This window comes from Bradyrhizobium sp. F1.4.3, from assembly GCF_040548375.1.
In the GTDB taxonomy this organism is placed as follows: Bacteria; Pseudomonadota; Alphaproteobacteria; order Rhizobiales; family Xanthobacteraceae; genus Bradyrhizobium.
In genome coordinates this window covers 155927-182384 of sequence record NZ_JBEPRN010000002.1, presented here as the reverse complement: position 1 = coordinate 182384, position 26458 = coordinate 155927, and the positions used below count along the sequence as shown (strand labels likewise).

Genomic DNA, 26458 nt, shown 5'->3' with positions numbered 1-26458 from the left:
AATCTCAACGTTTCTGGAAGGCGGGGTGCCAGGAGAGCGTCAGGCGCTCCAGCACGCGGGAGGCGCTGTCGGCGAGCTTGCCGAGCAGAGCGTAGATCAGGATCGAGAGCACGACGACGTCGATCAGCATGAACTCGCGCGCTTGCATCGCCATGTAGCCGAGGCCCGAGGAGGCCGCGATAGTCTCGGCGACGATCAGGGTCAGCCACATGATGCCGAGCGCGAAGCGGATGCCGACGAAGATCGAGGGCAGCGCGCCCGGGAAGATCACGCGGCGGAACAATTCGCTATCAGTCATGCCGTAGGTGCGGCCCATCTCGATCAATTGCGGATCGACGGTGCGGATGCCGTGCAGCGTGTTGAGATAGATCGGGAAGAACACCCCAAGCGCCACCAGAAACAGCTTTGCGCTCTCGTCGATGCCGAACCACAGGATCACCAGCGGGATAAGCGCCAGATGCGGCACGTTGCGCACCATCTGGAGCGTGGTGTCGGTGAGCCTGGCCGAGAGCTGCGACAGGCCGTTCGCAAGCCCGAAGGCGAAGCCGATGCTGCCGCCGATCAGAAAGCCGATCGAGGCACGCCAAAACGAGACCCAGATGTTGCGGACGAGCTCGCCGGACAGCAGCAGCTTCCAGCCGGCCAGTGCGACGTCGGACGGTGCCGGCAACACCCGTGTCGGCACGAATCCGGTGACGCAGGCAACCTGCCAGAGCGCGACGATGGCGAGCGGCACGATCCACTGGATCAGGCCGTCGGCGCGCGGCAGGCGAAAGCTGCGCGGAATCGAAATGCTGTCGATCAGGCTCATGACTGCGACACCCGGTGCTGCGGACGGAAATCGCTGCCGACCGTTTCACCAAACGGACCGCCGTTGAAGTGAAGCTTCGTCACGTTGCTGGGCTGCTCCAGCGAGAGCAGCGGGAAGACCAGCTCGGCGAAGCGATAGGCCTCCTCCAGATGCGGGTAACCCGACATGATGAAGGTATCGATGCCGATATCCTGATACTCCTTGATGCGGGCGGCGACGGTCTGGGCGTCGCCGACCAGCGCCGTGCCGGCACCGCCGCGCACGAGGCCGACGCCGGCCCAGAGGTTCGGAGCGATCTCGAGCTTGTCGCGCTTGCCGCCATGGAGCTGCGCCATCCGCTGTTGGCCGACGGAGTCCATCCGCGCAAAGTTCTTCTGCGCGGTCGCGATGGTCTCGTCGCTGACATGTTTGATCAGCTCGTTGGCGGCGCGCCAGGCCTCTTCGTTGGTCTCTCGGACGATCACGTGAAGCCGGATGCCGAAGGAAAGTTTTCGGCCGCGTGCGGCGGCGACATCCCTCACCTTCGCGATCTTCTCGGCGACTAAAGCCGGCGGCTCACCCCACGTTAGATATTTGTCGACTGCGTCGACGGCGACGTCGATGCCGGCATCCGATGAGCCGCCGAAATAGAGCGGCGGGCGCGGCGACTGGACCGGGGGAAACAGAAGCTTGCCACCCTCGATGTGGATGTGCTTGCCCTCGACATTGACGGTCTTGCCCGCGAGCAGATCGCCATAGACGTTGAGGAACTCGCGGGTGACTTCGTAGCGCTCGTCATGGCCAAGGAAGATGCCGTCGCCCTTGTTCTCGACGGGATCGCCACCGGTGACGACGTTGACCAGCAAGCGGCCATCGGTGATGCGGTCGAGCGTCGATGTCATGCGCGCCGCCACGCTCGGCGATTGCAGGCCGGGCCTGACCGCCACGAGATAGCGCAGCCGCTCGGTGAATGGCGCGACGCTGGAGGCGACGATCCAGGAATCCTCGCAAGATCGCCCCGTCGGCAGCAGCACGCCGTAATAGCCGAGCTGGTCGGCGGCCTGCGCGATCTGACGCAGATAGTTGAAGTTGACCTCGCGGCCGCCGATGCCGGTGCCGAGATAGCGGCCGTCGCCATGGGTCGGCAGGAACCAGAGGATGTTGCTCTTGGATTGGCTCATGGATGTCTCTTGCCTCAATGACTAGCCGTAAGTGGTCCCGACCGCGGCCGCGACGATGCCGATCGACAGGACGATGGCCGCAATCAAGCGTTGGATGATGCGCCTCATGTTCAGACCTTTTGAAATGGGAAGATTGGTCGGCACGGTCAGGTCGCCGTGCTGCGCCAGACGATGTCGCGGATGACGATCGGCTTCGGGATCAGGCCGAGCTTGTAGAAGCGGTCGGCGACGCCCTGCTGGGTCGCGATGACGTCGTCGGTGACCGGACCGACCGCATAGGATGACCTGTTGGCCGCGATGGTCTGGATATCGAGAGGAATGCCGGTCACTGCGGCGAGCGATTTGGCGACCTCGTCGCGGTTCTGTTCGGCCCATTTGGCGGTCGCGGTCGTGACGTCGATGATCTGCTGAAGGATCCCGCCGTGGTTCTTCGCGAAATCGCGGTTGGCGATGTAGAAGGAGTTGGTCTTGGTGATTTCATTGGCGTTGATCAGGATGCGGCCGTTCTGCCTGGTCTCGCCGATCGCAAAGTACGGATCCCAGATCGCCCAGGCGTCGATGCTGCCATTGGCAAACGCGGGGCCGGCGTCCGGCGGCGTCAGATAGACCGGCGTGATGTCGGCATAGGTGAGACCGGCCTTCTCCAGCGTCTGCACCACGATGTTGTGGGCACTGGACCCCTTGGTGAAGCCGACGCGCTTACCTTTCAGCCCGGCGATCGAGCGGATCAGCGAATCCTTCGGCACCAGAATGCCCTGACCATTAGTGATGGGCTGGCCCGCGGCATAGACGATCGCGGCGCCCGCGGCCTGGGCGAACACCGGCGGGGAATCGCCGACCGCGCCATAGTCGACGCTGCCGACATTCATCGCTTCCATCATCGGCGGTCCCGAGGAGAACTCGATCCATTTCACCTCGATGCCCTGCGGGGTGAAATGTTTTTCCAAGGCGGCCTGCCGGCGCGTGATGACCAGCACGCCGTTCTTCTGGTAGCCGATACGAATCTCCTTCACCGCACCTTGCGCATTCGCGCGCGGCGCAAATGCAGCGGCGGCTGCGGTTCCAACGGACAGTTTCAAGAAGTCGCGACGCTGCATTCCACACTCCCGGCCGCTTGCGGCCGTCGTTCATTCGGGTTCGTTGAATGATGGTGCGGGTCAGCAGAGGTGTCGAGACGGCCGGAAAAATAGCGATGCGAGCACTGCGCTTGTGGCGAAGCGCATGATTAATCTTTCAAGCGGTTGCGCTCATGCAGAGAGATTTTTTCTGCACGCGAATGTGAGAGCCGCACGAATTTGGTCCAAGCCCGCAGGCCGGAACAAAAAATGTAGAAAACAACCCCATGCACAGTAGCCGATGACAATCGGATCAATGACTTACGTTGCAGGCAACGTCGTTTGACCCGCCGGGCAAAACAGGAGCATGATGCCATCGTCGCGGACTGGGAGCTGTTGTAGCGCGTGCAGGCGCCTTCCTTCCTAGCGCAACCATCTCACCGGCAAATTCTGCAGCCCGCGGAACGCCCAGCCGCCGATCCGCACCGGCTCGTCATCAGCGATCTCGATCCGGCCGGCACGCGCGAACACGGTCGGCAGCGCGACGTCGGCGATCATCGCGCGCGAGGCCCAGGCGCCGGCGCAGAAATGCGGCCCGGCGCCAAAAGCGACGCTCTTGGACGTGTCGCGCCGCACGTCGAACTCGTCGGCGCGCTCAAAATGTTTCTCGTCGCGGTTGGCGGAGCCGAACATCAGGAACACGCGTTCATCGAGCTCGAATGCGACGTCGCGGATGATCCACGGCTTTGCGATCCGCCGCGGCGACATGCCGATCGGCGAGATCCAGCGGGCATATTCCTCGAAAGCCTGGAGCCAGGACACTTCCCCCTTGCGCACGAGATCAAGCTGCTCGGGATGACTGAGCAGCGCCCACACCGTGCCGGCGATCGCCTTGCGCGGCTCGTTCTGGCCGCCGGAGATCGCGAGTTTTACATTTGCGCGCACGCTCTCCATCGGCATGCCCGCAGCGAGGAGCACGCCGAGAATGCTCTGGTCGGGATTCTTCCTGATCACCGGCAGCATGTCGTCGATCGCTGCATCGATGCCGGCGGTTGCCGCATGGCAGCGCGCCTCGACCGCGGGGTCGCCGCTGTAGTTGGCAATGCCCTCGATCATGCCTTGCGACCATGCGTCCATGTCGCCAAAACCGATATTGGTGAGGCCGGTGATCGACTTCAAGCACTCGCCGGAGAACGGCAGCGCGAAGTCGCGCATGAAATCGATCCGGCCTCCGGACCCGATGCCGTCAAGGATGCGATCCGCATGGGCCTGGAACTGCGCGGTCCAGTGTGCCTTCACCGTCTTCGGCGACACTGTCGGAAACATCGCGCGACGCTCGACCTGGTGCGCCTCGCCGTCCTTGCGCATCATGTTGTGGCCCATCAGCCGGTTCATCAGCCCCGCCGGCTGGTGCGAGGAGAACACGTCGATCTGCTTCTCGGAGATCGAGATGTCGTCACGGCTCGCCAGCAATGTCGAGCCGAGCTGCGGCACGAACGCGATCGGCGCCTCCTTCCTCAGCCTCGCAAGCATCGGATAGGGATCGGCCCAAAATGCGGCAGGGTCGATGTCGATGCGCGGCGCGGTGCTCAAGGCGGTCTCCCCTGGATTCTTGTATCCTTCAGGCCACACTAGCGCGCTGCGGGGCCGGCGTCTGTCCCTAGCGATAGGGACAGACCGAGGCGTGTCTTATAGAGTCGGGTGCAGACCGAGGACGGAGGACTGAGTTACTGAACCTCGGCCATCTTCGGTCCAGAGGATTGCATCTGCGCGTTAGTTGCCGAGGGCCGGTTCGACGGCAATGCAGGGTCCGGCGATCGGAAAGCGGGGTCGGGCGGCGCTCCCTGGGATGGTCGCCGGGCAGCGGCTGCCGGAAGCACGATCACTTTCGCTCCGATTTTCACCCGCTCATAAAGGTCGACCACGTCCTCATTGGTCAGCCGGATACAGCCGGACGAAACCCGCTTCCCGATCGTATCGGGCTTGTTGGTGCCGTGAATTCTGTATTCGGTCTCGCCCAGATACATCGCCCGAGCGCCGAGCGGGTTGCCGGGACCGCCCGCCATGAACCGCGGCAGATAGGGCTGACGCACAACCATCTCTGCAGGCGGACGCCAATCCGGCCATTCTGTCTTACGGGCCACAGTCTGTTCACCGGACCATGCGAAACCTTCGCGGCCAACACCGATGCCGTAACGCATTGCTTGCGCGTCGTTCAGAACGAAATAGAGGAACGTGTTCTTGGTATCGATGATGACGGTGCCCGGCGTCTGGTGGCTGGCGTAGTCAACCACCTGCCGGACAAATGCTCCGGGACCGGCAGCCGCTTTTGGTGGTTCGACCAGAGGCGACGGAGCCGAAATCGGAGCCGGAGCTGATGCATGAACCGGAGTTGCCACGTAAGCCGGAGTTGACGATGCCTGGGCTTGGAGTGCGGACGGCTTCCGCATCGGCTGCACGCTCGCCGGACGAGACAGCAAACCGTAGCCCAACGCGGCGACGGCCACGGCGCCAATTGCAGCTCTCCCGGCCATTGGTATCGCGAGCGTATCCGCCTTTCCACGTTTGGCCCGCTTACTCATAGCTTTCCCCAGGTCATCATGCCTGGAAGAGGTACCCAGCAAAATTTAAGAAACTTCGAAGCGATTTCGCTCAGGCTGGAACCGTTAGCAGTGGTTAACGCCGAACACTCGTCCGCTAAGGGCCCAAAAGGCGACGATCCGGAAGGACGGGCCCCATGTCCACATTACTCTCGGAAGGAGATACTGCGTACTTAGCGTACCCCTCAGTTCAGGCGACCAGCCCCCGCGAGCAGGCCCAGCACGATCGCGAACAGCTCGCTCTGCGAGGAGATGCCGAGCCGTTCATAGGCGCGCTTGCGGTAGGTCAGCGTCGAATGCAGGCTGATGCCGAGCGCCTGCGAGATCGCCTCGGAGCTGAAGCCAAGCAGGATGCGCCGGCAGACCTCCTGCTCGCGCGGCGTGAGGTCGGCGAGCGGCGCGCGGGCCGCAAACAGCGCGGAGAGATTATGGTCGGGCGTGCTGTGCTGGAAATGGCGGGCAACGCTCGCGCCGATCGCCGGCGCAATGGCCTGGAGCCGCGCGCGCTCGGCGTCGTTGAACCGGCCCTGGGCGGCGATGCGGTAGAAATTGACGTAGAAGCAGGTGTCGTCGACCCAGATCGCGATCGCGCATTTGTCGACGATGCCGGAATCGTTGAAGAAGATTTTTCGGTAGCGCGCGCCGTACATGCGCGGCGCAAAGGACGGCAACACAATCGCGGCGCTGCCCTCGCCTTCGAACATTGCGTCGCGATTGGGATCGGATTCGTGGAACTGCCCGGCATAGGCAGCCCCGAGATCGCCGCCGGTCGGGATGTTGCCGGCATCGAGCAGGCAGCTTGCGGCGCCCGTCCGTGTCAGTGCGAACACCATGCAATGGCCGACATCCGCCTGCTGGCGCAGCGTCTCGATCAGCACCTTGGGAAAATCCGGCCGGCCGATGGCAAGCACCGCGGACGTGACATCGCCAGCCGCCAAGCCTGAGCCTGTCCCGTGGGGCATCGTTCTCTCCCTGCCGCGTTTTGCCGAAACCTATCAGCAAAGGCGGCGGCGCGGAAGGCGGCCTACCCTGCCACAGCCTTCGCCGGCGCGACGCTGACCGCCAGCTTGCCATAGCGGTCGGTGAAAGCCTGGGTGTCGATCTCCTCGAGCTTGATCTCGCCGCTCATCACACCCTGCTTCCAGGCCGCCTGGGCCGGATCGTTCTGGAACTCCGGCATCACCTCGCGGCCGAACAGCTCGAGCGATTCGCAGATGTGCTCGTGGCTGTTCTTGCCGGCCTGGTTGAGCAGGATGACCTGGTCGATATGCGAGCCCTGGAAGCGCTTGAGCTTCTTGCGGATGGTCTCGGGCGAGCCGATCAGGCCACCGCGCAGCGCCGCCTCCTGCGCCTCGGGATTATCGCGCTTCCATTTGTTGTACTCGTCCCACATGTTGACGGTGCCGGGCGCGGGACGCTGGCGGTTCTGCGCGGCGCCATAGAAGCGCAGCGCGAACTGGAAGAAGGTGGCACCGTCGGCGCGCGCACGCGCCTCCTCGTCGGTCCTGGCGCACATGAAGAACGACACCAGCGCCATGTTCGGGTTGATCTCGTAGTCGGCCAATTTGTGCAGCCGCTTGGTCATGGCGTTGTAATAGGCATGCACCCAGGCATGCGCGGCATCCGCACTGACGAACTGGAAGCCGAGCGCGCCAAAGCCGTGGCGGCCGGCACGCTCGATCGTCGGCAATTGCGAGCAGGCCATCCACAGCGGCGGATGCGGCTTCTGCACCGGCTTCGGCACGACGTTGCGCAAGGGGATGTCGAAATACTTGCCGTGATGCTCGCTGCCCGCATCCTTGAACATCGGGACGATCGCGCGCACGGCCTCCTCGAACACCTCCTTCTTGCTCTCCATGTCGCGGCCGAACGGCTCGAGCTCGGTGATGGAGGCGCTCTCGCCCATGCCGAACTCGCAACGGCCGTTCGAGAGCAGATCAAGCACCGCGACACGCTCGGCGACACGGGCCGGATGGTTGGTGGTGAGCTGGATGATGCCGTGACCGAGCCGGATATTTTTCGTGCGCTGGCTCGCGGCGGCGAGGAAGGATTCCGGCGAGGGCGAGTGCGAATATTCCTCGAGGAAATGATGTTCGACGACCCAGGCGTGGTCGTAGCCGGACTTGTCGGCGAGTTCCAGCTGCGAGAGTGCGTTCTGGTAGAGCCTGAGCTCGTCACCGGCCACCCAGGGCCGTGGCAGTTGCAGCTCATAGAAGATGCCGAACTTCATGACGCCTCTCCCGCATTATTCTTTGTTGCGCTCATTTTAATGGGTGAGGCGGCGCTGTCTACGGAGCAGCAATTCCGCTGCGCGGGAGAACGGCTTGATTGCGCGGGCCGAATGGTTAGTTTGCGAGCGGCGACTCATGTCACTGTGGCGCCTCGATCTTTCCGGAAAAACATGCCCACATTTACCCCGCATCAGGATGCCGCCCTCAAGGCTGTTGGCGACTGGCTCAAGGCCAAGCCCGGCCGCAATGGCACGCCGCCGGTGTTCCGCCTGTTCGGCTTTGCCGGCACCGGCAAGACCACGCTGGCGCGGCACATCGCCGACGGTGTCGACGGCGAGGTGAAGTTCGCTGCCTTCACCGGCAAGGCCGCGCTCGTCATGCGCAACAAGGGCTGCGACGACGCCTCCACCATCCATTCCCTGATCTATCGCGCCCGCGAATCCGGCGAGGAGCAACCGAGCTTCGAGCTGTGGGACGATGCGCCGGCCTCGAAAGCCAAGCTGATCGTGATCGACGAATGCTCGATGGTCGACGCGGAACTCGGGCGCGACTTGATGTCGTTCGACTGCCCGCTGCTGGTGCTGGGCGATCCCGCGCAGTTGCCGCCGATCCAGGGCGGCGGCTTCTTCACCAACACCGAGCCCGACGCGATGCTCACCGAAGTGCACCGCCAGGCACAGGACGATCCGATCGTGCGGATGTCGATGGACGTCCGCGAAGGCCGCGAACTCGACATCGGCCGCTATGGTGAGAGCGAGGTGGTGTCGCGCAAGGAGCTCGATCCCGACCGAGTCATGGGCGCCGACCAGGTCCTGGTCGGCCGCAACAACACCCGCCGCGCCTACAATATGCGGGTGCGCCAGCGCCAGAACATCGAGGACCCCTTTCCGGTCGCCGGCGACAAGCTGGTGTGCCTGCGCAACAACCGCAAGAAGGGCCTGTTCAACGGCGGACTTTGGCGCGTCAAGTCGCGCAACACCTCGCGCTCGAAATCGCGCATCCTCAGCATGCGGCTGTCGCCGGACGAGGATTTTGGCCACAAGGTGACGAAGGTCTCCGTGCGCGCCGACTGCTTCGAGGGCGGCATCGAGGCGATCGCCTGGGAGCAGCGCAAGCCCTATGACGAGTTCGACTTCGGTTATGTGCTGACTGTGCACAAGTCGCAGGGCTCGCAATGGGACGACGTCGTGCTGTTCGACGAGAGTTTTGCGTTCCAGGACTCCAGGGCACGGTGGCTGTACACCGGCATCACGCGGGCGGCGAAGCGGTTGAGTATTGTGGTTTAGTCGGCGAGGCTTGACGACGTCGCGACGTCAACCGCGCTCGTCGTCCCGGACAAGCGAGCGTAGCGAGCGCTGATCCGGAACCCATAACAACAGGATTGGGTTTGGCGAAGACTCGCGGTTACCAATTCGCGCCAAACTCCTCCCTGGGGTTATGGGTCCCGGCCCCCCGTGCGCAATTGCGCACTAGGCCGGGACGACAGCGGTTGCGAGGCGCCAACATCGCATCACATCTGCAGGCCTCACTTCCCCGCCACAAAATAAAAATCCTCCCGCCCCGGCGGCGAGCCGTAGGTGAACGGCTGCTGCTCGTGCCTGGTCGCGGACCAGACGTCGTCGCGGACGATGTCGAACAGTTTTCGGATCTCGACGCGCGGCTCCTTGATGTCGCGGGCGAGCGCGGTGGCGAACGGGCTGTCGGCGCCACCATCGCCGTCGATTGCGGTCTCGCCGTGCTTGGCGGCGTAGACCACCATGAAGCCGGCGCCGGGTTCGATGTTGGAAAAGCCCTTGTCGACCAGCTTCAGCGACAGCGTGCGCTGCATGGTCGGCGCGAACGGATTGTCGCGGCAGGCATCGAGAATGACCAGGCGCAGCTTGCGGGCACCACCGACCGCCGCGATCACCTGTTCGAGCGCTACGGCCTCCGTCTCGGCATCCTTGTCGGCGGCGAGCTTCGTGTCGACCGGCACGAGATAGTTGACCCCGCCGATCTCGAAACCGTGGCCGGCATAGTAGACCACGGCCCAGTCGGCCTTCTCCGCCTCCGCCGCGAACGCCCGCAGCGTCTCGAAGAACTTGTCGCGCGTCAGGTCGTTGGCGATGGTCACAGTCTGGAAGCCGACGTCGCGCAGCACGTTTGCAATCAGCTTGGAATCCCGCGGCGGATTGTCGAGCGCGTGGACGTTCTTGTAGGCGCCGTTGCCGATCACCAGCGCGATGCGGCGCGCATTTGACGCGATCACGGGCGTCTGCGGCGTCAGCGCAGCGAGCCGCTCCTGCGCCTTGGCGCGGGCACGGGCGACGTCGAGATCGTCGAACTGCGACAGCGCATAGGCCGCCGAGCGATAGTCGGCGCGCGCCTGGGCGAGATCGTGCTTCTGCTCGAACACCTGGCCCCGGGCGGAATGGGCACGCACGTTATTCGGATTGAGCTGGAGAACCATGTTGTAGTCCTTGAACGCCGCATCGAGATCACCCTTCATGAGGTAGACATCGCCGCGATTGTTGAGCGCAAACTGGTTCTTCGGCTGCCTCTGGATCAGGCCGTCGCAGTCGGCGACGGCCTGGTCGTACTTGCCCATCAGGCCGTAGGTGATGCAGCGGTTGCCGGCGATCTGCGGCGCGGTCGGATCGATCTTCTCGGCTTCCGCAAAGTCTCCCAGCGCTCCGTCGAAATCCTTCATCAGCGTGCGCACGCGAGCGCGGTTGGTCCAGCCGAGCAGGAACTTCGGCGCGTATTTGACCGCCACGTTCAAATCGTCGAGCGCACTTTGCAGCGCGCCCCTGCGCAGCTGGATGGTGGCGCGATTGCTATAGGGGACGCCGTAATTCGCGCGCTTCTGGATGGCGAGGTTGTAGTCGGCCATCGCGAGATCGTCCTGGCCCTTGCGCTCATAGGCGACGCCGCGCAGGTTGATGACCCCGACATTGTCCGGATCGGCGGCGATGGCCGACGACAGCACCTCGATCGCACCATCGTAGTCGCGCTTGTTGACCAGCGTGTTGCCGCGCACGCCGAGCGCGACCGACTTGTCCTTGCCGGTGACGCGATCGGCGTTGAGCAGATTGTCGCAGGCCGTCGCACGGGCCTGGGCCTCGGCCTGGCGATCGCGGCAGGTGGCGAGATCGTCGCCAGGCGGGGGCTCGGCCGCGGCGATCGAGACGCAGGCGGCCAGGATGACGAGGGTCACGGGAACGACGCGCAGCATGTTGTCAGATCAGCTCCAGCCACCACATTTTTAAGTCGGTCATCCATCGCGCGGGTTCATCTGGCGCGGAGTTCCTCACCCACCAAGCCAGGCTGTCTTAGGCGTGGTTTTTCACAGTCTCGTGTCCGTTCGGGCGTAACAAACGCAGGGTGCGGCCGTATCTCAGGTGACCGAAAACGCCGCCGGCAGACTATTCGCCCGGCGCCAACCACCCTACACTGCCACATCTTCCGGAAAGAGGATCCGCCATGCGCCGTCCCGCCCTCCTGTCCCTGCTCGCCGCCACCACCGCTCTGACGCTGGCCTTCGCCGTGCCGTCCAGGGCCGCGGAAGACGCAGTCGTGATCCCCGCCCCCGCTGTGGACGCAGCTCCCGCGAGCGGGATGCAGACCGCGGTGGTCGCCGGCGGCTGCTTCTGGGGCGTGCAGGGCGTGTTCCAGCACACCGCGGGCGTCGTCAACGCGGTCTCCGGCTATGCCGGCGGCAGCAAGGCGACCGCCGACTATCACACCGTCTCGTCCGGCACGACCGGGCACGCGGAATCCGTCGAGATCAAATACGACCCCAAGAAGATCTCCTACGGCAAGATCCTCCAGATCTACTTCTCGGTGGCGCACGATCCGACCCAACTCAACCGCCAGGGACCCGACACCGGGACGCAATATCGCTCGGCGATCTTCACCACCTCCGACGAGCAGAAGAAGGTCGCGGAGGCCTATATCGCCCAGCTCAACGGCGCCAAGGTCTACAGCAAGCCGATCGTGACCAAGGTCGGCGCGCTCGAGGCGTTCTATCCGGCGGAGGCCTATCACCAGGACTACCTGACGCTGCACCCGAGCCAGCCCTACATCGCCTACAACGATATCCCGAAGGTCGAGAACCTGAAAAAACTGTTCGCGGATAACTACATTGAGAAGCCGACGCTGGTGAGTGCCAGCAAGGCCACCAACTGATCGCGAGATCACCGAAAACAAGATCACTGAAAAAACGGGAGACCCATGCCCGACACCAAGACGAAAACCACAGACGACAAGGTCATCAAGAGCGAAGAGCAGTGGCGGCAGGAACTGTCGCCGATGCAGTACGCGGTGCTCCGCGAGAAGGCGACCGAGCGTCCCTTCTCCGGCGAATATGAGCACGACCACCGCGCCGGCACCTACGTCTGCGCCGGTTGCGGCAACGCGCTGTTCGAGTCCGATGCCAAGTTCGATTCCGGCTGCGGCTGGCCGAGCTTCACCCAGCCCGCCGTCGACAGCCATGTCGACGAGGAAAGGGACGTCAGCCACGGCATGATCCGCACCGAGGTGCTCTGCTCCAAATGCAGCGGCCATCTCGGCCATGTCTTCCCCGACGGCCCGGGACCAACCGGCCTGCGCTACTGCATCAACTCGGCTTCGCTGAAGCTCGAGCCGAAATAACATCGCACGGCGCCGGGTTCCGGCATGGAACCCGGCGCCGTGATGTGCTTTTCTTCGCTGGCGGTGCGGCCGATCATCACATTTTGGCGGCCGCCAGGGAGGATGCCATGTCACTCGGGACCATCCTGATCATCCTGGTGATCATCTATCTGCTCGGCGGCATGTCGGGCCGCATCGGCGGCTATGGCTATGGCATGGGCCATTCCGGCATGGGGATCGGCGGCGTCGTGCTCGTGGTGCTGATCGTGCTGCTGCTTCTTGGCAAACTGTAAACCAATTAAGTCATTGAAATAACTTGGTTTACGACCGTTGCGGATCTGCCATGCGTGGATTCATCATCTCCCATCACAGGGGTCGCAATTTTGTCAAATCGGCCTATATTAGAGGGCGAAAATGACATGTAGGGCGGGCCCCTCGATTGGGTCTTTGCCCTCCCAAACCCCACGCGCTTAAAGCCCCAGAGAAGATCACGAGGTCTTTGACCATGCGTCCACTGCGTCCGTTCAACTTCAACACCTCCGCCGAACTCTTCCCCGCCGCGATCCGCAAGAAGAAGCGCGCGGGCTTCACCTATCGGCGGTTCGGCACCGCGGCCGAAGCCGTGCAGTTCGCGATGGAGCAGTTGCCGACGGATTCGCTGAACGGCGCCTACCTCCAGGTCGAGGAAGCGCGCTTCGACCAGAACGGCATCCGCTCGCTCTATGAGAGCGAAGCCTTCCCGCTGCCCCGCAGCCGCAAGCCGGCTGAGACGACCACCGACGCCGACGCGGCGTAAGTTTTTCGCAAGCCTCCGATGTGCGCTGAAGGCGCGATGGCCGAAAGGTCGTCGCGCTTTTTGCGTTTGGGGATTCTCTCTTTTCTCCCTCTTCCCGTTCTTACGGGGAGAAGGTCGGGGTGAGGGGCCTGCATCAGCAATAACGGTAGCAGTGAGACTCGCGGAGGCCCCCTCACCCGGATCGCATCTAGCGATGCGATCCGGCCTCTCCGTGCAAGCGGGGAGAGGCGAAGGAAGACGCTTCACATCCGCGGCTGCTTGTCGAGCCAGCGGCGCAAGAGGCGGACGTTGCGCATGTTGGCGCGGAACATGACGTCGAAGGCGTCGCCTGCGAACGGGACCATGCCGACCACGCCGTCGACCGCGACATTGCCGAGCATCCGCGCCGTGAGGTACCAGGGCGCGCCCAGCGCGCGGGCCTCGCGCACCAGCCACAGCGAGATCGCGGTCGTGATGATGTCACCGACGATCGGGATCAGTCCGATCAGGCCGTCGATGCCGTAACGGATGTTGGTGCCGGGCAGAACGAAGGCGACGTCGAGCAGCTTTGCGAGCGCCTCGAGCCGCGCGATCCGCTGCTCTCGCGTCAGATTGCCGAACGGATTGGCAGCGAACGGATTGTCTTTGCCGAACTCGAAGCGAAACTCGCGGAACCCCCGCTCGAGCGTCTCGGGCCGGATCTCGTGGCCTTCCTGGTCGATGATCGGACCGCGCGCCTCGGCGCCCGAGGTCGAGCGGGGGCGCGCCCCGGAACGGGATTGGCGCGGAGCAAGAATGTCGTCGTCGGACATGGTCATGGCCTGGAGGAAACGCGCCAGCGCGGCGGAGGTTGCTGCGCTGCGCCCGAAGGTCGCGCGCTCAGCTGGTCGCCGCCGCCGGCAGCGGCTCCTCGACATAGCGATGCACGAGCCAGGATGAAAGCACCGCCGGCACGAAACCGACCAGGCCGTACAGGATGAACTGCACCGCGCCCGAATCCGATCCGCGCGAGCTGTAGGTCAGCGCGGCCAGGATGAAGGCGAACAGGCCGACCAGCAGCATCCGCAGCACCGGCCCGATCCGCCTGATGTGGAGCAGGATGTCGTCCACCGCACCGATCATCAGCGACGGCAGGAAGCCGAACAGATAGCTGTATTGCAGGGTCTTGAAGAACACCACGAACAGCTTGCCGACCTCGCCGAGGTTGGTCTGGGTCCAGTAGCCGGACTGGTAGGTCGTCGTCAGCAAAAGCAGGAACCCGCCCACGAACGGACCAACGAGCGCAAACACCAGATAGCGTTTCATCAAGCACTCCTCATACTCGGGGCATTTATAGCAGCGCGGCGGGAACCTTGAATAGCGGGCTACAGGTGGTTTGGGGGAACAAGTGGCAAAACGTCGAGTTCTGACAGGACTTGAAATTCACATGTCAGATTTGGAGCCGCCGATGTCCCGTAAACTGTTCCTCCTGGCGACCATCACGCTGGCGGCCCTCGGCGGCCTGTCGAACGCGCCCGTTCTCGCGCAAGGTCATATGGGCTCGCCGCGGGAGCAGCAGGCCTGCTCGCGCGACGCCTCGCGGTTGTGCCGCAAGGACCTCGGCAATGACGGTGCAGTGCAAGGTTGTCTGCAAGCCAACCGGGCCAAGCTGTCGAGATCGTGCAGCAAGGTGTTCGAGAGCCACGGCATGTGAGCGCGTGTTGTAAGCGCGTCTTGTAAGTCCGTCTTGCAAGTCCGTCTTGCAAGTCCGTCTTGGCATTTTGCGTGACGGACGCGCAACAATTGCGAATTCATTCGCGGCGCCCATTGCAGCTCTTTGACAATCGCGCATACTTCGTTCGGGCGGCGCAGCACTTTTCGATTCGAACATCACGAGATCGAGCGACCACACGCGGGATTGAGTTCCCGGCGTGAAGGCTGTGACATGCGGCAGATCAAGCCGCGTGCGGCGCCCCAAAATCAAGTGGTTCAACCCACGGAACTCGGGGACGCATTCTTCATGACACGCTACCAGACCATCGCTTCGCTCTTCGCCCTCACCGCCACCGCCATCGCACTCCAGACATCACCCGGCCTCGCTTTCTCGTCCGAAGCGCAGCAGATGTGCGCGGGCGATGCGATGCGGCTGTGCTCCAGTGAGATTCCCGACATCCCGCGGATAAGGGCCTGCATGGTCCAGAAAAAGGCGCAGGTCAGCCCCGGCTGCCGCGCCGTGATGGATCGCGAGCACGCAGCCGCCGCGGCGGCGCGCAAGCGGGAAGCCACCGCGCAATAGGTCTGCTCAATTTCGATTGGGACGCTGCTGGCGAGAGAACCCCACTCTCCTCTCACATAGGGAGAGATGAGCACCGAGTAGGCGCGGGCTCAGTCGCCCCACTGCGCGAACGCGTCGTTGAAGGCGCGCTCGCCGGGGGCGCCCTTCTCGATGGCGATGATGGCGCGGCGCTGGTTGGCATAGACCAGCGGCACGTCGAACCAGGAGCGCTCCTTCAGGAGCTGGACGTTGCGGGCGCGGTCGGCGTCGACATTGGAGAGGCCGACCAGGAAGAAGCCGTCGGTGACCTTGACCGCGAGGCCCGCGAGCGGCGTGCCACGCGCCTGCTCGTTCGACTTCATCAGGATCCCCGGCACGTTGGAGACGCTGCCGCCCGGGAAGTCCGGCGGCAGGATGAAGGTCAATTCCGCGGTGTGGCTCGCCGGCAGCGACGAGTCGGTGTTGCGGCGGAACGACATCGTCATCTTGAACTTGCGGTCGGGAATCTCGATGTCGGCGCGCACCGCGACGTCGGCCTTCTGGTTGCCTGAGGCCTTGATCGGTTCGAGCCGCCACACCACCGAGCCTACATATTGCTTGCCCTTCGGGTCGGACGGATCCTCGTCATAGAGCACGACCTTCTGCGCCACCGGCGCGGCCGGCTGGTCGCTCGCCGAGGGCTGGCCAACACGATCCGGGATCTTGGGCTTGCTCTGCGGCTGCGAGGTATCCTTCGGCGCCTCCACCACCTGGGTGGGCGAGGACTTGAACAGGCCACTCGCGGTCTGAACCAGCGACTTGCCCCAGAGGATGCCGGCGCCGACCAGGATCAGCACGATGCCGATGGCGATCGCGCTCTTGAACGGGAAAATGGAGCCGGCGCGCCTGCTCTTCTTGTTGCTATCGCGGCCGAGGACGGGGATGTGCGGGCGCCCCGGCGGCTGCCGCGGCGCATAGCGCTCGGCCTCCTCCATCGACTCGTCATAGGAATAGGGCGCGTCGGGTTCGGCCGCGCGGTTTTCCAGGCTCGGCTCGAGCCGGTCAAATTCCGGCGAAGGCGAGGGCACGTTGGCATAGGTGCGACGCGCGGCGCGGTTGGCCTGCGCGGCGGCGCCGCCGAGATCATTGACGTCAGCGGTAATGTCGCGGAATCCGCGCACGCCCGGGGCCGGCGGCAGCGGTGGGCCGGCATCCGGCGGACGGCGTCCGGCGGAGCGATCACGCCCGGCCGGCGGAGGCGGCGGTGGCTCCGGCTGGCGCGGCGCGTCGAAACGCGGGGCGCGCGGCGGACGCTGGGCATCGCCCTGGTCGTCGCCGCCGAGAGGCGGGCGGTCGTTGCGCGGCGGCGGCGCGGCCGGACGGGCGCGCGGCGGAGCGGCCGGCTGAGGGGGTGGAGGCGGGGTGCCTTCTGCGGCGCGGGCGCTGGCCCGACGGAAAGCGTCACCGCTGCCGCTGCCACTGCGGCTGCCGCCGCCGGGGCGCGAGGCCTCGCGGGCGCGCTGGGCGGCCTCCGATTCGACCTTGCGGACGGCCTCTTCCAGCGACAGCCGTTCGCGCGTGATCTCGGATTCGGAGAGCGGCGGCTGCACACTGCGGAGTTGCGCGATCAACGCCGTGCGCGCCCGCTCATAGAGCGCGCGACGGCTTTCGCCGGGAGCGTTGGGGTCCAGGGCGGAAATAGCGCGGGCGATCAGCGGATAGTAATCAGCCATTTCAACTCAACTAGCGCACGTCCGGGTAAGATATCGTTAAGCCTCAAACGGATTTTGCACCAGAATAGTATCCTCGCGTTCGGGGCTGGTGGAAAGCAGCGCGACCGGGCAGCCCACCAATTCCTCGATCCGGCGGACATATTTGATCGCCTGGGCCGGCAGGTCCGCCCACGACCGGGCGTTCGCGGTCGGCTCCTTCCAGCCCTCGATGGTCTCGTAGATCGGCTCGACCCGGGCCTGGGCGCCCTCGCCGGCCGGGAAATGGTCGATCTCCTTGCCGTCCAGCTTGTAGCCGATGCAGACCTCGATCGAATCGAAGCCATCGAGAATGTCGAGCTTGGTCAGCGCCAGGCCGGTGATACCGCAGGTCCGCACGGTCTGACGGACCAGGACGGCGTCGAACCAGCCGCAGCGGCGCTTGCGTCCGGTATTGACCCCAAACTCGCGGCCGCGACGGCCGATCTCCTCGCCGATCTCGTTCAGGAGCTCGGTCGGAAACGGACCCTGGCCGACCCGGGTCGTATAGGCCTTGCAGATACCGAGTACGTAGCCGACCGCGTTCGGACCGAGGCCCGTTCCGGTCGCGGCCTGCGCCGCCACCGTGTTCGACGAGGTGACGTAGGGATATGTGCCGTGGTCGACGTCGAGCAGCGCGCCCTGCGCACCCTCAAACAAGATCCGCTTGCCCGCGCGCCGCTCGATGTCGAGCAGGCGCCATACAGTCTCGGCATAGGGCAGCAGCTGCGGCGCGAACGCGATCAATTCCTTCAGGATATCCTTGCCGTCGAACTCCGGCAGGTTGAGGCCACGGCGCAATGCGTTGTGGTGAGCAAGAAGCCGGTCGATCTTGTGCGGGAGCGTGTCGAGGTCGGCGAGGTCCATCAGGCGGATGGCACGGCGGCCGACCTTGTCTTCGTAAGCCGGCCCGATGCCGCGACGCGTGGTACCGATCGCGGTCGCGGCGTTGGAGGATTCGCGCAGGGCGTCGAGCTCACGATGCAACGGCAGGATCAGGGTGACGTTCTCCGCGACGCGCAGATTCTCCGGGCCGACCGCCACGCCCTGCGCGCGCAGCTTGGCAACCTCGTCGAGGAAGGCCTGCGGATCGAACACCACGCCGTTGCCGATCACCGCCAGTTTCGATGGGCGCAGCACGCCCGAGGGCAACAGCGCGAGCTTGTAGGTCTCGCCGTTGATGACCAGCGTATGACCGGCGTTATGGCCGCCCTGGAAACGCGCAACGATGTCGGCCTGCTCCGACAACCAGTCGACGATCTTGCCCTTTCCTTCGTCGCCCCACTGGGCGCCGACGACGACAACATTGGCCATTCGCGGGTAATCCTTCGAAGATTTCTCTGTAAGTGGCATGATCCAAACGGAAAACCGGTACCCACTTTTCCGGGATCATACCTACGCCCAGCCCAATTCCCGGCCCAAGGCCGTTCGCACGCGAGGCAGCCCAACCGGATAAAGGAAGCAGCCTCTCTAGGCAAGCAAGAACCGGGCTTTTTCAGGACCCAAGGCGCGATCCAAGCCTTTGATATCCCCCGAAAATCCGGAAACCCTCCAAGACCATGCGCCGGCCTCGACCAAAGCGCTAGACACGATCTTCGCCGCTGCATGGTCGCGATGCATCCGCCCCCCGTTGATGCAACCTCGATTTCCGTGTCTGTGGGTGAGGCTGGGTCTCGACCGGCCCGGACATCGCCGGGCCGAAGGCCTTGGCGCACTCCACGCGGGGCAATAACAATCACAATGTCCGCCACCGGCCAGACCACGAGCGCCGAATCGTCCGGCCACAACTGGATCGCCAACCAGCCTTACATCCTGCTCAGCATCACCGCGCTGTGCTGGGCCGGAAATGCCGTCGTCGGTCGGCTCGCCGCCGGTCACATCCCGCCGGTCACGCTGTCGTTCCTGCGCTGGTCCTTCGCCTTCCTGCTGGTGTTGCCGTTCGCCTGGAAACATCTCGCCCAGGACTGGCCCGCGATCCGCAGCAAGCTCGGCCTGATGATCGTGCTGTCGATCACTGGAATCGGCGCCTTCAACACCCTGCAATACTGGGCGCTGGAGCATACCCAGGCGCTCAACACCCTTTTGTTGCAGTCGGCCGCGCCGCTGGTCGTCGCGCTGTGGTCGCTGCTCATCCTCGGCGTCCGGCTCACCGCGGCGCAGGCCTTCGGCGTGCTGCTCTCGATGTGCGGCGTCCTGGTCATCCTGTTGCACGGCGATTTCACCACGCTGTCGAACATCGACTTCAACAAGGGCGATCTGATCTTCATGGTCGCGCTGGTCATCTTTGCGCTGTATTCGGTGCTGACCTTGAAACGGCCGCCGATGCACGGCCTGTCGTTCCTTGCCTTCACCTTCGGCTGCGGCGCCGCCTGCCTCATTCCGCTCGAAATCTGGGAATTGTCCGCGCGCCCCGTGATGAAGCTGGACGGGTCGAACCTGCTGACCCTGTTCTACGTCGCCGTCTTTCCCTCGACGCTCGCCTATCTCTGCTTCAATCGCGGCGTGCGTCTGATCGGCGCCAACCGCGCCGCGCCGTTCTTTCACGTCGTGCCGGTGTTCGGCGCGATCATGGCGATGGCCTTCCTCGGCGAACGCCCGCAGGCCTTCCACTTCATCGGCTTCGCACTTGTGCTGTTCGGCGTGTTCGTGGCGTCGAGGAAGCAGGCGGCAGCCTGAGCAGCAGATCGGCGCGCTTGCAACTTGGCGGAGCGGCCCGCGCGGATTGGCGATCCGGCATCCTTGCAATTTGTCGGCGACCAAGGTTCAATACCCCCATTGCTGGCTTTCCAATCCAATAATCCAACTCTGGTTGTCAGGGAGAGTGGTATGGGCGCGTTGATGGCCGAGGACGATATCTATATCGGCCCGCTGTTCGATTTGTTTAATTTGAGGTTTGGTCCCGAGCAGACAGATCACGAACTCACTGCCGGGGGCACGTCCGAGATCAAGGCCCTCCAGGACGAATTCGAGATCTTCCAGGAAGGGCGGCCGTTCGTCGAAAGCGCAAAGCTTCTCGGACTGGGCGGCCTGCACAACAATCGCGCGAAGAACCGGTGGTTCAGCCTGCTGACCTGGCTGGCCAGGGTCCCGTCGAACCAAGACGGCGAAACCGGCGATGAGTGCATCGTGAACGCCCTGATCAAGAATTTTGCGCGCAAGACTCCGCTGCCTTGCTTCATGAAGGCCCACGATTCCCGCGGTCCCGAGGGGCTGCGGGTTATTGTTAGCGAGGACAAGCCGGTCTTCTACATCGAGCGAACATACCTCACGATCTCGCTGCCGATGGCACCTGGCGTCCCGCCCGGAGGCAAGGGCAAGGCCAAGAAGAAGTCGAAGAAATAGGCAGACCGATGCGCGCCGCCGCCGTCGCAAGGGAGCTTGCTTCTCAGGGCGACAGAGAGTTGAGCGGGATCTACGCCGGTATCGCGGCCTATTATTCGGCGAAGATCGCACGCTTCGGCGCGACGCCGTCCGGCGTCGACTGGACCTGCCAGGCCACGCAGGAGATGCGCTTCGTCCAGCTCCTGAAATTATGCGACTTCACATTGCCCTTCTCGCTGAACGATTTCGGCTGCGGCTATGGCGCGCTGATCGCCTATCTCGACCGCCGGCACGACGACTGCGCCGTCGACTATCTCGGCATCGACGTCTCGGAGGCGATGGTTCGGCGGGCGCGGCGGCTGTGGCGGGGCCGTAGCAATGCCGCCTTCACCCTCGGCCATGCCAGCCCGCGGATGGTCGACTATGCGGTCGCCAGCGGCATCTTCAACGTCGCGCAGGACCAGCCGCGGCGCGACTGGGAGCGCTTCATCGCGGCGAGCCTCGACGACCTCCATCGCACCACCAGGCGCGGTTTCGCCGTCAATTTCATGAAGCGGCCGGCAGGGGCAACCACCCGCCACGGCCTCTACACCACCGACATCGCGTCCTGGGCGCGCTACTGCGCCACCCGGTTCAATGCCACGGCCGAGGTGCATGACGGATATGGATTGATGGAGTTCACGCTCATCGTGCGGAGAGCCTAAAGCGCGATGATGGAATGAATCGTCATCGCGCTTCAGGTTATCGTTTGAGCATGATCTTTTCGGAAAACCGATACACGCTATTCCGGATCATGCTCTAGCCCTCACGCGCCGACCGACAGCCGTCGCCGCGTCTCCTCCAGCAGCCGCCGGTAGATGCCGGCCCCAGTCAACTTGATCAAGGCATCGGCGCGATCGACGAGGCGGGCTACCTCACCGAGGTGATCCGGATCGTTGCTCGCCGCAAGCGCGGCGGCGAGCGTGATGGTGGCGCGGCATTCCGGCAGGCGGGCGCGCCGCTCCTGGGCCACCGCGATCGCTTCCCGCGCCTTGTCGACGGCCGCGGCATGGGCGCCGGAACGGAGCTGATAGTCGGCGATGCTCGCAAGCATCTCCGGCTCGATCTCCATGGCGACGCGCGCCGCGCGCACGAACTCGACGCCCTCCGTCAACGACGGGATTGCCGCCTGATAGTTCAGGGCGATGCCCTGCGCCGTGCCGATGCAGGCCAGCGAATAGGCGCGCAAATAGGGGCTGGCCTGGCGCGTCGCCAGCTCGATCACGCGCCAGGCATGGGTCGAGGCCATCGCGGAATCGCCGAGGCACCAGGCGAGATCGACGTGCCCGAGATTGGCGATGAACTGCACCGTCGGATCGATCAGCGTCGGATCGATGGCGAGGATGCGATCGAAGCAAAGCCGCGCCTCGTCGAAACGCCCGAGCCGAACCAGGATCCGGCCGCGCAGGCTGAGGATCCAGTGCTCGACATTGTAGCCGAGGAACCGGTGCTCGAAGTCGGTGATGGCTGCGGCGCCGGCGAGCGCCGCATCACTTGCCACGAGCGCTTCACGTAAAAGGCCCGCCCAGCCATAGGCCTGGCTGAGCGAGGCATTGAGCATCGCAGCGCGGCCGGTGAGTTGGCGCGATTCCGTCAGCGCCAGCGCCTGCTTGACCGTGTCGACATAGGCATCGGCCTGCCCGCCGCTCGCACCCGCGATGCGTCCTTCGACGAACAGCAGGAGCGGGATCATGGAATCGTCGGTGTCCTGCGCCCATTCCAGCGCTTCCTGGATGAAGGGCTTGGCGTCCTCCGACGTCATGCCCTCGCGCCAGCCGAGCCAGGCGATCTGGCTGCTGGCCGTGATCCTGAGCGCATCGCCCGCCGGGCTGCGCTTCTGTCCCGCCTTCAGCGCACGCACCTTGTGCCAATGCCGGATCGCTTCCGCCGGACTGGTCGAGCCGATCCAGCGCGCGGCGCGCGCGGCATATTCGGCGGCGGCATCGACCTCGCCGGCCTGCTCGAAATGGTGCGACAGGAGTGCCGCGAACTCCTCAAGCCGCTCCGGATAGAATTGCTCGATCGCCCGCGCCACCCGCGCGTGCAGGATGCTGCGCCGCGCGCGGAGCTGCGTCGAATAGGCGACCTCCTGGATCAAGGGATGCCGGAAGCTATAGCCGTGGCCGTCCTGGCCGCTGCGCGCCTGGAGCATCTCGCCCGAACAGAGCCGAACCAGCGTCGCCTCGAGCTCAGCGGCGGACAGGCTGGCGACGCTCTGCAGGACCGCGAGCTGGAACTCCTTGCCGATGATCGCAGCCGTGTGCAGCAGGTCGCGGTCGCCGGCCGCCAACCGATCGATCCGCGCGCCGATCACGGCCTGCACGGTCGGCGGCAACATGTCCGAGACGCCGGAGATACCGCGCCGGTAGCCGCCCTGCTCGCCGACGATGGCCAGATGCTCGACCAGGGAACGGATCAGCTCCTCGGCGAAGAACGGATTGCCTCCGCTGCGTTCGGCGACGCGCCGCCGCACGTCGAAAAGCTCGTCCCCCAGTCCGAGCAGTTCATCGACGAGATCGTCCGTATCCGTCGGCGAGAGTTCTGCGAGCTCGATCTGCTGGTACGGCGGCCCGCGCATCCAGGGCGCGAAATAGGCCGGCCGGAAATTCACGATCAGGACAGTCTTGGTGGAGATCACCGCGTCGACCAGCGTTGCGACGAACTCCTCGCTCGCCTGATCGAGCCAATGCAGATCCTCGATGATGATCACCGACGCCGACGCCCCGCGCTGGCGGATCATGTGCCGGATGATGTCGAGCAGACGGACGTTACGGGCGCGCGGACCGAGCCAGGAGGGCGGGCCCTGGCCGTGCCTGATGCCGAGAAAATCGCAGACCAGCCGCAGGTCCGCCTCGAAGGTCGAACCGAGCTCGGCAAGGCGCGTGGCGATCTGCTTTACCGCCAGATCGGGCTCGTCGTCCGGCGAGACGTTGAAATAGGTCGAACGCAAGAACTCCAGCACCGGCTGCAGCGGCGTTGCCGCGCCATAGGGCTGCGCGCGGGCCTCGAACACCGGAATGAGACGCGCGCGGCACCATTCCGCGAACTCGTAGCACAACCGGCTCTTGCCGGTCCCGGGGGGGCCGACGATGCCGGTGACGCGCGAGCCGCCGGTTTCCACCGCCGCCAGGGTCCGCTGCAGCAGAGCCATCTCACGCTCGCGCCCGCGGAACGTCGCCAGGGCGACGCCGCGAAACTGCTGGCTGGCGACCGCCGGCTTGAGGTTCTTCAGAAGATACAGTTCGATCGGCTCCGGCACGCCGCGCAGACGATGACGGCCGAGCCGGCCGACGTCGCAGAACGAGCGCACCAGACGGTAGGTCTCGTCGGTCAGGCAGATTTCGCCCGCCTCCGCCTTGGCCGGCAGGCGGCTTGCGAGATGAATGGTGAGGCCGTAGGCGCCGTGCTCGGTAACGGTGTCGACAAGCGGAGCATCCGCGACGATCTCGCCGGAATGCAAGCCGACGCGTACCGACATGGCATCGTCGCGCGCGCGAAACGTATCCCGGATCGCCAGCGCCGCCTCGCACGCCAGCAGGGCGTGGCCTTCCTGCGCGCGCGGCGCGCCGAAGAATGCGAGGATACCGTCGCCGAGAGTTCGCACCACCGTGCCCTCGAATCGCGCCACGGCGTCGCACATGGCATCGAGCGCGGGCTTGAGGCGCTGCATGGCATCTTCGGCGGTGAGGCCGGCAACGATCTCGGTCGAGCTGACGAGATCGGCGAACAGCACCGTCACCTGCTTCAGCTCGCCCCGAACCGGCCTCGTGGAATGCCCCGCCGGTGCCGGGATTGGCCTACTCGCAGCGCTCAGGCCAGTGCCGCAGGCGCCGCAAAAGCCCGAGCCGGGCGGGCTGAGATGATTGCAGGCGGGACAAGCCATCGGCAGAGCCGCGCCGCAGCCGTGACAGAAGCGATTCGTCGACGGATTGTCCCCGCCGCAACGCTCACAAAGCATCTGATCCCCAAACGAAGCAAAATCGGCCAGGAGGAAGCAGCACTGCAACGCTTCATGCCGGGCCTGCAATGCCCCGACTTGCGCGCTCTCCTGCCAAAGGCACCACCTTTGGCACCCCCACGCAACCGAATAGTTCACATTTGGCGCGCAACTGCGTAGAAGCCATGCCGAAAGTTGCGAAACTCGACCCGAACGCGCGCCTCTGGTCGCAAGCCGGCGATATCAGCCGCGGCTGAACTTGCTGTAGGCTTGCTCCGTCGCGATGATGACGTGCTCGGCACAGCCGTTGACGCGATGCGGATCGGCCTCTCGCTCGTAGGCCTCCGACGTCATCATGTCGAGGAAAGCCGCGACGCTGGGATAATAGACCAGCGCCACGAAATCCCATTTGTTGCCGTCGTGCGGGCCGAGCGCGACCGTTTTTGCTTCGCCGGTCCAGAGCAGCGTGCCGCCGCGCGCCTTGATCATGGGCACGGTGATCGCGCTGTAGCGCAAATAGGCATCCCAGCCGGATCCGTCGCCGTCGCGCGAGCGTGCGTGGAAGCGCATCAGGTTCAACATCACCACCGGCGCATGCGGGTCGAGCCGCTCCAGGCCTTCGATGTTCAACATATTGATCGCCAAAGACGCCTCCTCTGACCATGCCTGCATTGTAGCCTTGCGGCGGCGTGACTTGTGTCACAACAGCAATCCGGCGCAAGGTCGTATCCAACGCCAATGACGATCGCTTCGCCCGCGCCACCGGCCTCCAATCCAGCCAGTTGGCTCAATAACCAGCCTTATCTGCTGTTGAGCCTGAGCTCGCTGTTCTGGGCCGGCAACATCGTGCTCGCGCGCCATGTCGGCGCGCATGTGCCGCCGCTGACGGTGACCACGATCCGCTGGTTCGGCGTGTTCCTGATCCTGCTGCCATTCTCCTGGCCGCATCTGAAGCGCGACTGGCCCGCGTTGCGCAAAAGCCTGCCGCTGATGCTGTTCCTGTCGATGGTCGGCTTCGCCTTCAACAACGCGATCTCCTACTGGGCGCTGCAATATACGGAGGCGCTGAACGCGCTGCTGATTCAGTCGGCCGGACCGCTGTTCGTGGCGCTGTGGTCGCTGGCGCTGTTCGGCGTAGGGCTGACCGGTGCGCAGCTCGCCGGCATCGCGATCTCGCTTCTCGGCGTCCTGGTCATCATCCTGCACGGCGATCTTGCGGCGCTCGCGAGCATCAGCTTCAACAGGGGCGACATCATGTTCGCGTCCTCGCTGGTGGCGTTCGGGATCTACTCGGCCTTCATCCCGCGCCGGCCGAAGGTTCATCAGCTCTCGTTTCTCTCCTTCACCACCTGCTGTGGCGCGATGATGCTGCTGCCCACGGCCGTCTGGGAGGCCTGGAGCGGCCGCGTCCTGCAATTCGACACGGTGACGCTGGCGACGCTCGGCTACATCCTGATCTTCCCCTCGACACTCGCCTATCTCTTCTTCAACCGCGGCGTGGCGCTGATCGGGCCGAACCGCGCCGCGCCGTTCTTCCATCTGGTGCCGGTGTTCGGTTCGGCGATGGCGATCCTGCTGCTCGGCGAAAAGCTCCAGCCGTTTCACCTGATCGGCTACGCGCTGGTGCTCGCCGGCGTCGTAATCGCGTCGCGGCAGGGCTCCGCGGTGAAGTAATTCCACGTCGCGGGTGCAACGAGTGAAGTCTCGTGTCCCGGACGCGATGCAGCGCGCAAGCGGTGCATCGCGGAGCCGGGACGCAGTTACCGCTGGCATGGGCCCCGGCTCAGCAGCGCACCGCTGAACTGGACGATGCTTCGCATCGCCAGGGAAGCGCTGCGCTGCATCCGGGGCACGAGAGCCAGCGACAAACTCGCGCCTTCCGGTTTCAATGAGGAGAGGCTAGGTTCCCCGCCAACGAAAAAGAGGGAACGTCCAAA

At 64.6% G+C, this 26458-nt stretch carries 26 protein-coding genes; 11 read left to right on the top strand and 15 right to left on the bottom strand.

Annotated features, from left to right (window positions below; translation table 11 throughout):
• Positions 1-4: 4 nt before the first annotated feature.
• The 8 genes from ssuC to ABIB73_RS08280 all read right to left on the bottom strand — a co-directional run bounded on the left by ssuC (position 5) and on the right by ABIB73_RS08280 (position 7856).
• Positions 5-811 carry an aliphatic sulfonate ABC transporter permease SsuC gene (gene ssuC / locus ABIB73_RS08315; protein ID WP_354222926.1) on the bottom strand — a complete coding sequence of 269 codons (807 nt, stop codon included), beginning with the start codon at positions 809-811 and terminating at the stop codon, positions 5-7.
• Positions 808-1971: an FMNH2-dependent alkanesulfonate monooxygenase gene (gene ssuD / locus ABIB73_RS08310; RefSeq protein WP_354222924.1), complete on the bottom strand. Its 1164-nt coding sequence runs from the start codon at positions 1969-1971 to the stop codon at positions 808-810. Before ssuD ends, ssuC begins: the two co-directional genes overlap by 4 nt.
• Positions 1972-1992: 21 nt before the next feature.
• Entirely contained in the window at positions 1993-2115 is a 123-nt protein-coding gene (locus ABIB73_RS08305; protein WP_354222923.1) for a hypothetical protein, read from the bottom strand.
• A 2-nt stretch (positions 2116-2117) separates the two neighbouring features.
• Positions 2118-3068: a sulfonate ABC transporter substrate-binding protein gene (locus tag ABIB73_RS08300; RefSeq protein WP_354222922.1), complete on the bottom strand. Its 951-nt coding sequence runs from the start codon at positions 3066-3068 to the stop codon at positions 2118-2120.
• A gap of 381 nt (positions 3069-3449) precedes the next feature.
• On the bottom strand, positions 3450-4619 hold the full coding sequence (locus ABIB73_RS08295; RefSeq protein WP_354222921.1) for a cytochrome P450: 1170 nt from the start codon (positions 4617-4619) through the stop codon (positions 3450-3452).
• 134 nt (positions 4620-4753) lie between these two features.
• Entirely contained in the window at positions 4754-5608 is an 855-nt protein-coding gene (locus tag ABIB73_RS08290; protein ID WP_354222920.1) for a L,D-transpeptidase family protein, read from the bottom strand.
• 203 nt (positions 5609-5811) lie between these two features.
• Entirely contained in the window at positions 5812-6588 is a 777-nt protein-coding gene (locus ABIB73_RS08285; RefSeq protein ID WP_354222918.1) for a helix-turn-helix transcriptional regulator, read from the bottom strand.
• 62 nt (positions 6589-6650) lie between these two features.
• Positions 6651-7856 carry an LLM class flavin-dependent oxidoreductase gene (locus ABIB73_RS08280; protein ID WP_354222917.1) on the bottom strand — a complete coding sequence of 402 codons (1206 nt, stop codon included), beginning with the start codon at positions 7854-7856 and terminating at the stop codon, positions 6651-6653.
• Positions 7857-8027: 171 nt separating this feature from the next.
• Between ABIB73_RS08280 and ABIB73_RS08275 the strand changes: the two genes are divergently transcribed.
• Positions 8028-9143, top strand: a complete 1116-nt coding sequence (locus tag ABIB73_RS08275) for an ATP-dependent DNA helicase (RefSeq protein WP_354222916.1) — start codon at positions 8028-8030, stop codon at positions 9141-9143.
• Positions 9144-9382: 239 nt separating this feature from the next.
• On the opposite strand, the gene ABIB73_RS08270 is transcribed toward ABIB73_RS08275, so the two are convergent.
• Complete coding sequence (locus tag ABIB73_RS08270) at positions 9383-11071, bottom strand: caspase family protein (RefSeq protein ID WP_354222915.1); 1689 nt, start codon at positions 11069-11071, stop codon at positions 9383-9385.
• Positions 11072-11319: 248 nt separating this feature from the next.
• On the opposite strand from ABIB73_RS08270, the gene msrA reads away from it, so the two are divergent.
• The 4 genes from msrA to ABIB73_RS08250 all read left to right on the top strand — a co-directional run bounded on the left by msrA (position 11320) and on the right by ABIB73_RS08250 (position 13264).
• Positions 11320-12024, top strand: a complete 705-nt coding sequence (gene msrA / locus ABIB73_RS08265; protein ID WP_354222913.1) for a peptide-methionine (S)-S-oxide reductase MsrA — start codon at positions 11320-11322, stop codon at positions 12022-12024.
• 45 nt (positions 12025-12069) lie between these two features.
• Positions 12070-12489 carry a peptide-methionine (R)-S-oxide reductase MsrB gene (msrB, locus tag ABIB73_RS08260; RefSeq protein ID WP_354222911.1) on the top strand — a complete coding sequence of 140 codons (420 nt, stop codon included), beginning with the start codon at positions 12070-12072 and terminating at the stop codon, positions 12487-12489.
• Positions 12490-12596: 107 nt separating this feature from the next.
• A complete protein-coding gene (locus ABIB73_RS08255; RefSeq protein ID WP_074122648.1) occupies positions 12597-12761 on the top strand; it encodes a DUF3309 family protein in 165 nt (54 codons plus the stop codon).
• A 212-nt stretch (positions 12762-12973) separates the two neighbouring features.
• Positions 12974-13264 carry a hypothetical protein gene (locus tag ABIB73_RS08250; protein ID WP_354222909.1) on the top strand — a complete coding sequence of 97 codons (291 nt, stop codon included), beginning with the start codon at positions 12974-12976 and terminating at the stop codon, positions 13262-13264.
• A gap of 242 nt (positions 13265-13506) precedes the next feature.
• On the opposite strand, the gene ABIB73_RS08245 is transcribed toward ABIB73_RS08250, so the two are convergent.
• Together ABIB73_RS08245 and ABIB73_RS08240 are read right to left on the bottom strand one after the other, a co-directional pair.
• Positions 13507-14061 carry a DUF4112 domain-containing protein gene (locus ABIB73_RS08245; RefSeq protein WP_354222907.1) on the bottom strand — a complete coding sequence of 185 codons (555 nt, stop codon included), beginning with the start codon at positions 14059-14061 and terminating at the stop codon, positions 13507-13509.
• A gap of 61 nt (positions 14062-14122) precedes the next feature.
• Entirely contained in the window at positions 14123-14548 is a 426-nt protein-coding gene (locus ABIB73_RS08240; RefSeq protein WP_354222905.1) for a DUF5413 family protein, read from the bottom strand.
• 142 nt (positions 14549-14690) lie between these two features.
• On the opposite strand from ABIB73_RS08240, the gene ABIB73_RS08235 reads away from it, so the two are divergent.
• Both ABIB73_RS08235 and ABIB73_RS08230 read left to right on the top strand, forming a co-directional pair.
• A complete protein-coding gene (locus ABIB73_RS08235) occupies positions 14691-14936 on the top strand; it encodes a hypothetical protein (protein WP_354222903.1) in 246 nt (81 codons plus the stop codon).
• A gap of 231 nt (positions 14937-15167) precedes the next feature.
• Positions 15168-15518 carry a hypothetical protein gene (locus ABIB73_RS08230; RefSeq protein ID WP_354222901.1) on the top strand — a complete coding sequence of 117 codons (351 nt, stop codon included), beginning with the start codon at positions 15168-15170 and terminating at the stop codon, positions 15516-15518.
• A gap of 89 nt (positions 15519-15607) precedes the next feature.
• Here ABIB73_RS08230 and ABIB73_RS08225 read toward each other — a convergent pair whose 3' ends face one another.
• Entirely contained in the window at positions 15608-17209 is a 1602-nt protein-coding gene (locus ABIB73_RS08225) for a hypothetical protein (protein WP_354222899.1), read from the bottom strand.
• A 36-nt stretch (positions 17210-17245) separates the two neighbouring features.
• Positions 17246-18538 carry an adenylosuccinate synthase gene (locus tag ABIB73_RS08220; protein ID WP_354222897.1) on the bottom strand — a complete coding sequence of 431 codons (1293 nt, stop codon included), beginning with the start codon at positions 18536-18538 and terminating at the stop codon, positions 17246-17248.
• Positions 18539-18964: 426 nt separating this feature from the next.
• On the opposite strand from ABIB73_RS08220, the gene ABIB73_RS08215 reads away from it, so the two are divergent.
• The 3 genes from ABIB73_RS08215 to ABIB73_RS08205 all read left to right on the top strand — a co-directional run bounded on the left by ABIB73_RS08215 (position 18965) and on the right by ABIB73_RS08205 (position 21249).
• Positions 18965-19900 (top strand): DMT family transporter, encoded by a 936-nt coding sequence (locus ABIB73_RS08215; RefSeq protein ID WP_354222895.1) that lies wholly within the window; start codon positions 18965-18967, stop codon positions 19898-19900.
• A gap of 150 nt (positions 19901-20050) precedes the next feature.
• Positions 20051-20566 (top strand): hypothetical protein, encoded by a 516-nt coding sequence (locus ABIB73_RS08210; RefSeq protein ID WP_354222893.1) that lies wholly within the window; start codon positions 20051-20053, stop codon positions 20564-20566.
• A gap of 59 nt (positions 20567-20625) precedes the next feature.
• Positions 20626-21249, top strand: coding sequence for a class I SAM-dependent methyltransferase (locus ABIB73_RS08205; protein ID WP_354222891.1), 624 nt, complete (start codon positions 20626-20628; stop codon positions 21247-21249).
• Between the two features lie 101 nt (positions 21250-21350).
• On the opposite strand, the gene ABIB73_RS08200 is transcribed toward ABIB73_RS08205, so the two are convergent.
• Positions 21351-24542 carry an ATP-binding protein gene (locus ABIB73_RS08200; RefSeq protein ID WP_354222889.1) on the bottom strand — a complete coding sequence of 1064 codons (3192 nt, stop codon included), beginning with the start codon at positions 24540-24542 and terminating at the stop codon, positions 21351-21353.
• A 222-nt stretch (positions 24543-24764) separates the two neighbouring features.
• Entirely contained in the window at positions 24765-25154 is a 390-nt protein-coding gene (locus ABIB73_RS08195) for a DUF1330 domain-containing protein (protein WP_354222887.1), read from the bottom strand.
• 105 nt (positions 25155-25259) lie between these two features.
• Here ABIB73_RS08195 and ABIB73_RS08190 point away from each other — a divergent pair, with 105 nt between their 5' ends.
• Complete coding sequence (locus ABIB73_RS08190; RefSeq protein ID WP_354222886.1) at positions 25260-26195, top strand: DMT family transporter; 936 nt, start codon at positions 25260-25262, stop codon at positions 26193-26195.
• Positions 26196-26458: the final 263 nt, after the last annotated feature.

Bases quoted from the DNA above. Each gene is read 5' to 3' on its own strand.
- ABIB73_RS08300 (WP_354222922.1), bottom strand. From the start codon at position 3,068: ATGCAGCGTCGCGACTTCTTGAAACTGTCCGTTGGAACCGCAGCCGCC.
- ABIB73_RS08285 (WP_354222918.1), bottom strand. From the start codon at position 6,588: ATGCCCCACGGGACAGGCTCAGGCTTGGCGGCTGGCGATGTCACGTCC.
- msrB (WP_354222911.1), top strand. From the start codon at position 12,070: ATGCCCGACACCAAGACGAAAACCACAGACGACAAGGTCATCAAGAGC.
- msrA (WP_354222913.1), top strand. From the start codon at position 11,320: ATGCGCCGTCCCGCCCTCCTGTCCCTGCTCGCCGCCACCACCGCTCTG.
- ABIB73_RS08250 (WP_354222909.1), top strand. From the start codon at position 12,974: ATGCGTCCACTGCGTCCGTTCAACTTCAACACCTCCGCCGAACTCTTC.
- ABIB73_RS08240 (WP_354222905.1), bottom strand. From the start codon at position 14,548: ATGAAACGCTATCTGGTGTTTGCGCTCGTTGGTCCGTTCGTGGGCGGG.
- ABIB73_RS08235 (WP_354222903.1), top strand. From the start codon at position 14,691: ATGTCCCGTAAACTGTTCCTCCTGGCGACCATCACGCTGGCGGCCCTC.
- ABIB73_RS08290 (WP_354222920.1), bottom strand. From the start codon at position 5,608: ATGAGTAAGCGGGCCAAACGTGGAAAGGCGGATACGCTCGCGATACCA.
- ABIB73_RS08275 (WP_354222916.1), top strand. From the start codon at position 8,028: ATGCCCACATTTACCCCGCATCAGGATGCCGCCCTCAAGGCTGTTGGC.
- ABIB73_RS08270 (WP_354222915.1), bottom strand. From the start codon at position 11,071: ATGCTGCGCGTCGTTCCCGTGACCCTCGTCATCCTGGCCGCCTGCGTC.
- ssuD (WP_354222924.1), bottom strand. From the start codon at position 1,971: ATGAGCCAATCCAAGAGCAACATCCTCTGGTTCCTGCCGACCCATGGC.
- ABIB73_RS08230 (WP_354222901.1), top strand. From the start codon at position 15,168: ATGCGGCAGATCAAGCCGCGTGCGGCGCCCCAAAATCAAGTGGTTCAA.
- ABIB73_RS08210 (WP_354222893.1), top strand. From the start codon at position 20,051: ATGGGCGCGTTGATGGCCGAGGACGATATCTATATCGGCCCGCTGTTC.
- ABIB73_RS08225 (WP_354222899.1), bottom strand. From the start codon at position 17,209: ATGGCTGATTACTATCCGCTGATCGCCCGCGCTATTTCCGCCCTGGAC.
- ABIB73_RS08200 (WP_354222889.1), bottom strand. From the start codon at position 24,542: ATGCTTTGTGAGCGTTGCGGCGGGGACAATCCGTCGACGAATCGCTTC.
- ABIB73_RS08255 (WP_074122648.1), top strand. From the start codon at position 12,597: ATGTCACTCGGGACCATCCTGATCATCCTGGTGATCATCTATCTGCTC.
- ABIB73_RS08220 (WP_354222897.1), bottom strand. From the start codon at position 18,538: ATGGCCAATGTTGTCGTCGTCGGCGCCCAGTGGGGCGACGAAGGAAAG.
- ABIB73_RS08280 (WP_354222917.1), bottom strand. From the start codon at position 7,856: ATGAAGTTCGGCATCTTCTATGAGCTGCAACTGCCACGGCCCTGGGTG.
- ABIB73_RS08245 (WP_354222907.1), bottom strand. From the start codon at position 14,061: ATGACCATGTCCGACGACGACATTCTTGCTCCGCGCCAATCCCGTTCC.
- ABIB73_RS08195 (WP_354222887.1), bottom strand. From the start codon at position 25,154: ATGTTGAACATCGAAGGCCTGGAGCGGCTCGACCCGCATGCGCCGGTG.
- ssuC (WP_354222926.1), bottom strand. From the start codon at position 811: ATGAGCCTGATCGACAGCATTTCGATTCCGCGCAGCTTTCGCCTGCCG.
- ABIB73_RS08215 (WP_354222895.1), top strand. From the start codon at position 18,965: ATGTCCGCCACCGGCCAGACCACGAGCGCCGAATCGTCCGGCCACAAC.
- ABIB73_RS08190 (WP_354222886.1), top strand. From the start codon at position 25,260: ATGACGATCGCTTCGCCCGCGCCACCGGCCTCCAATCCAGCCAGTTGG.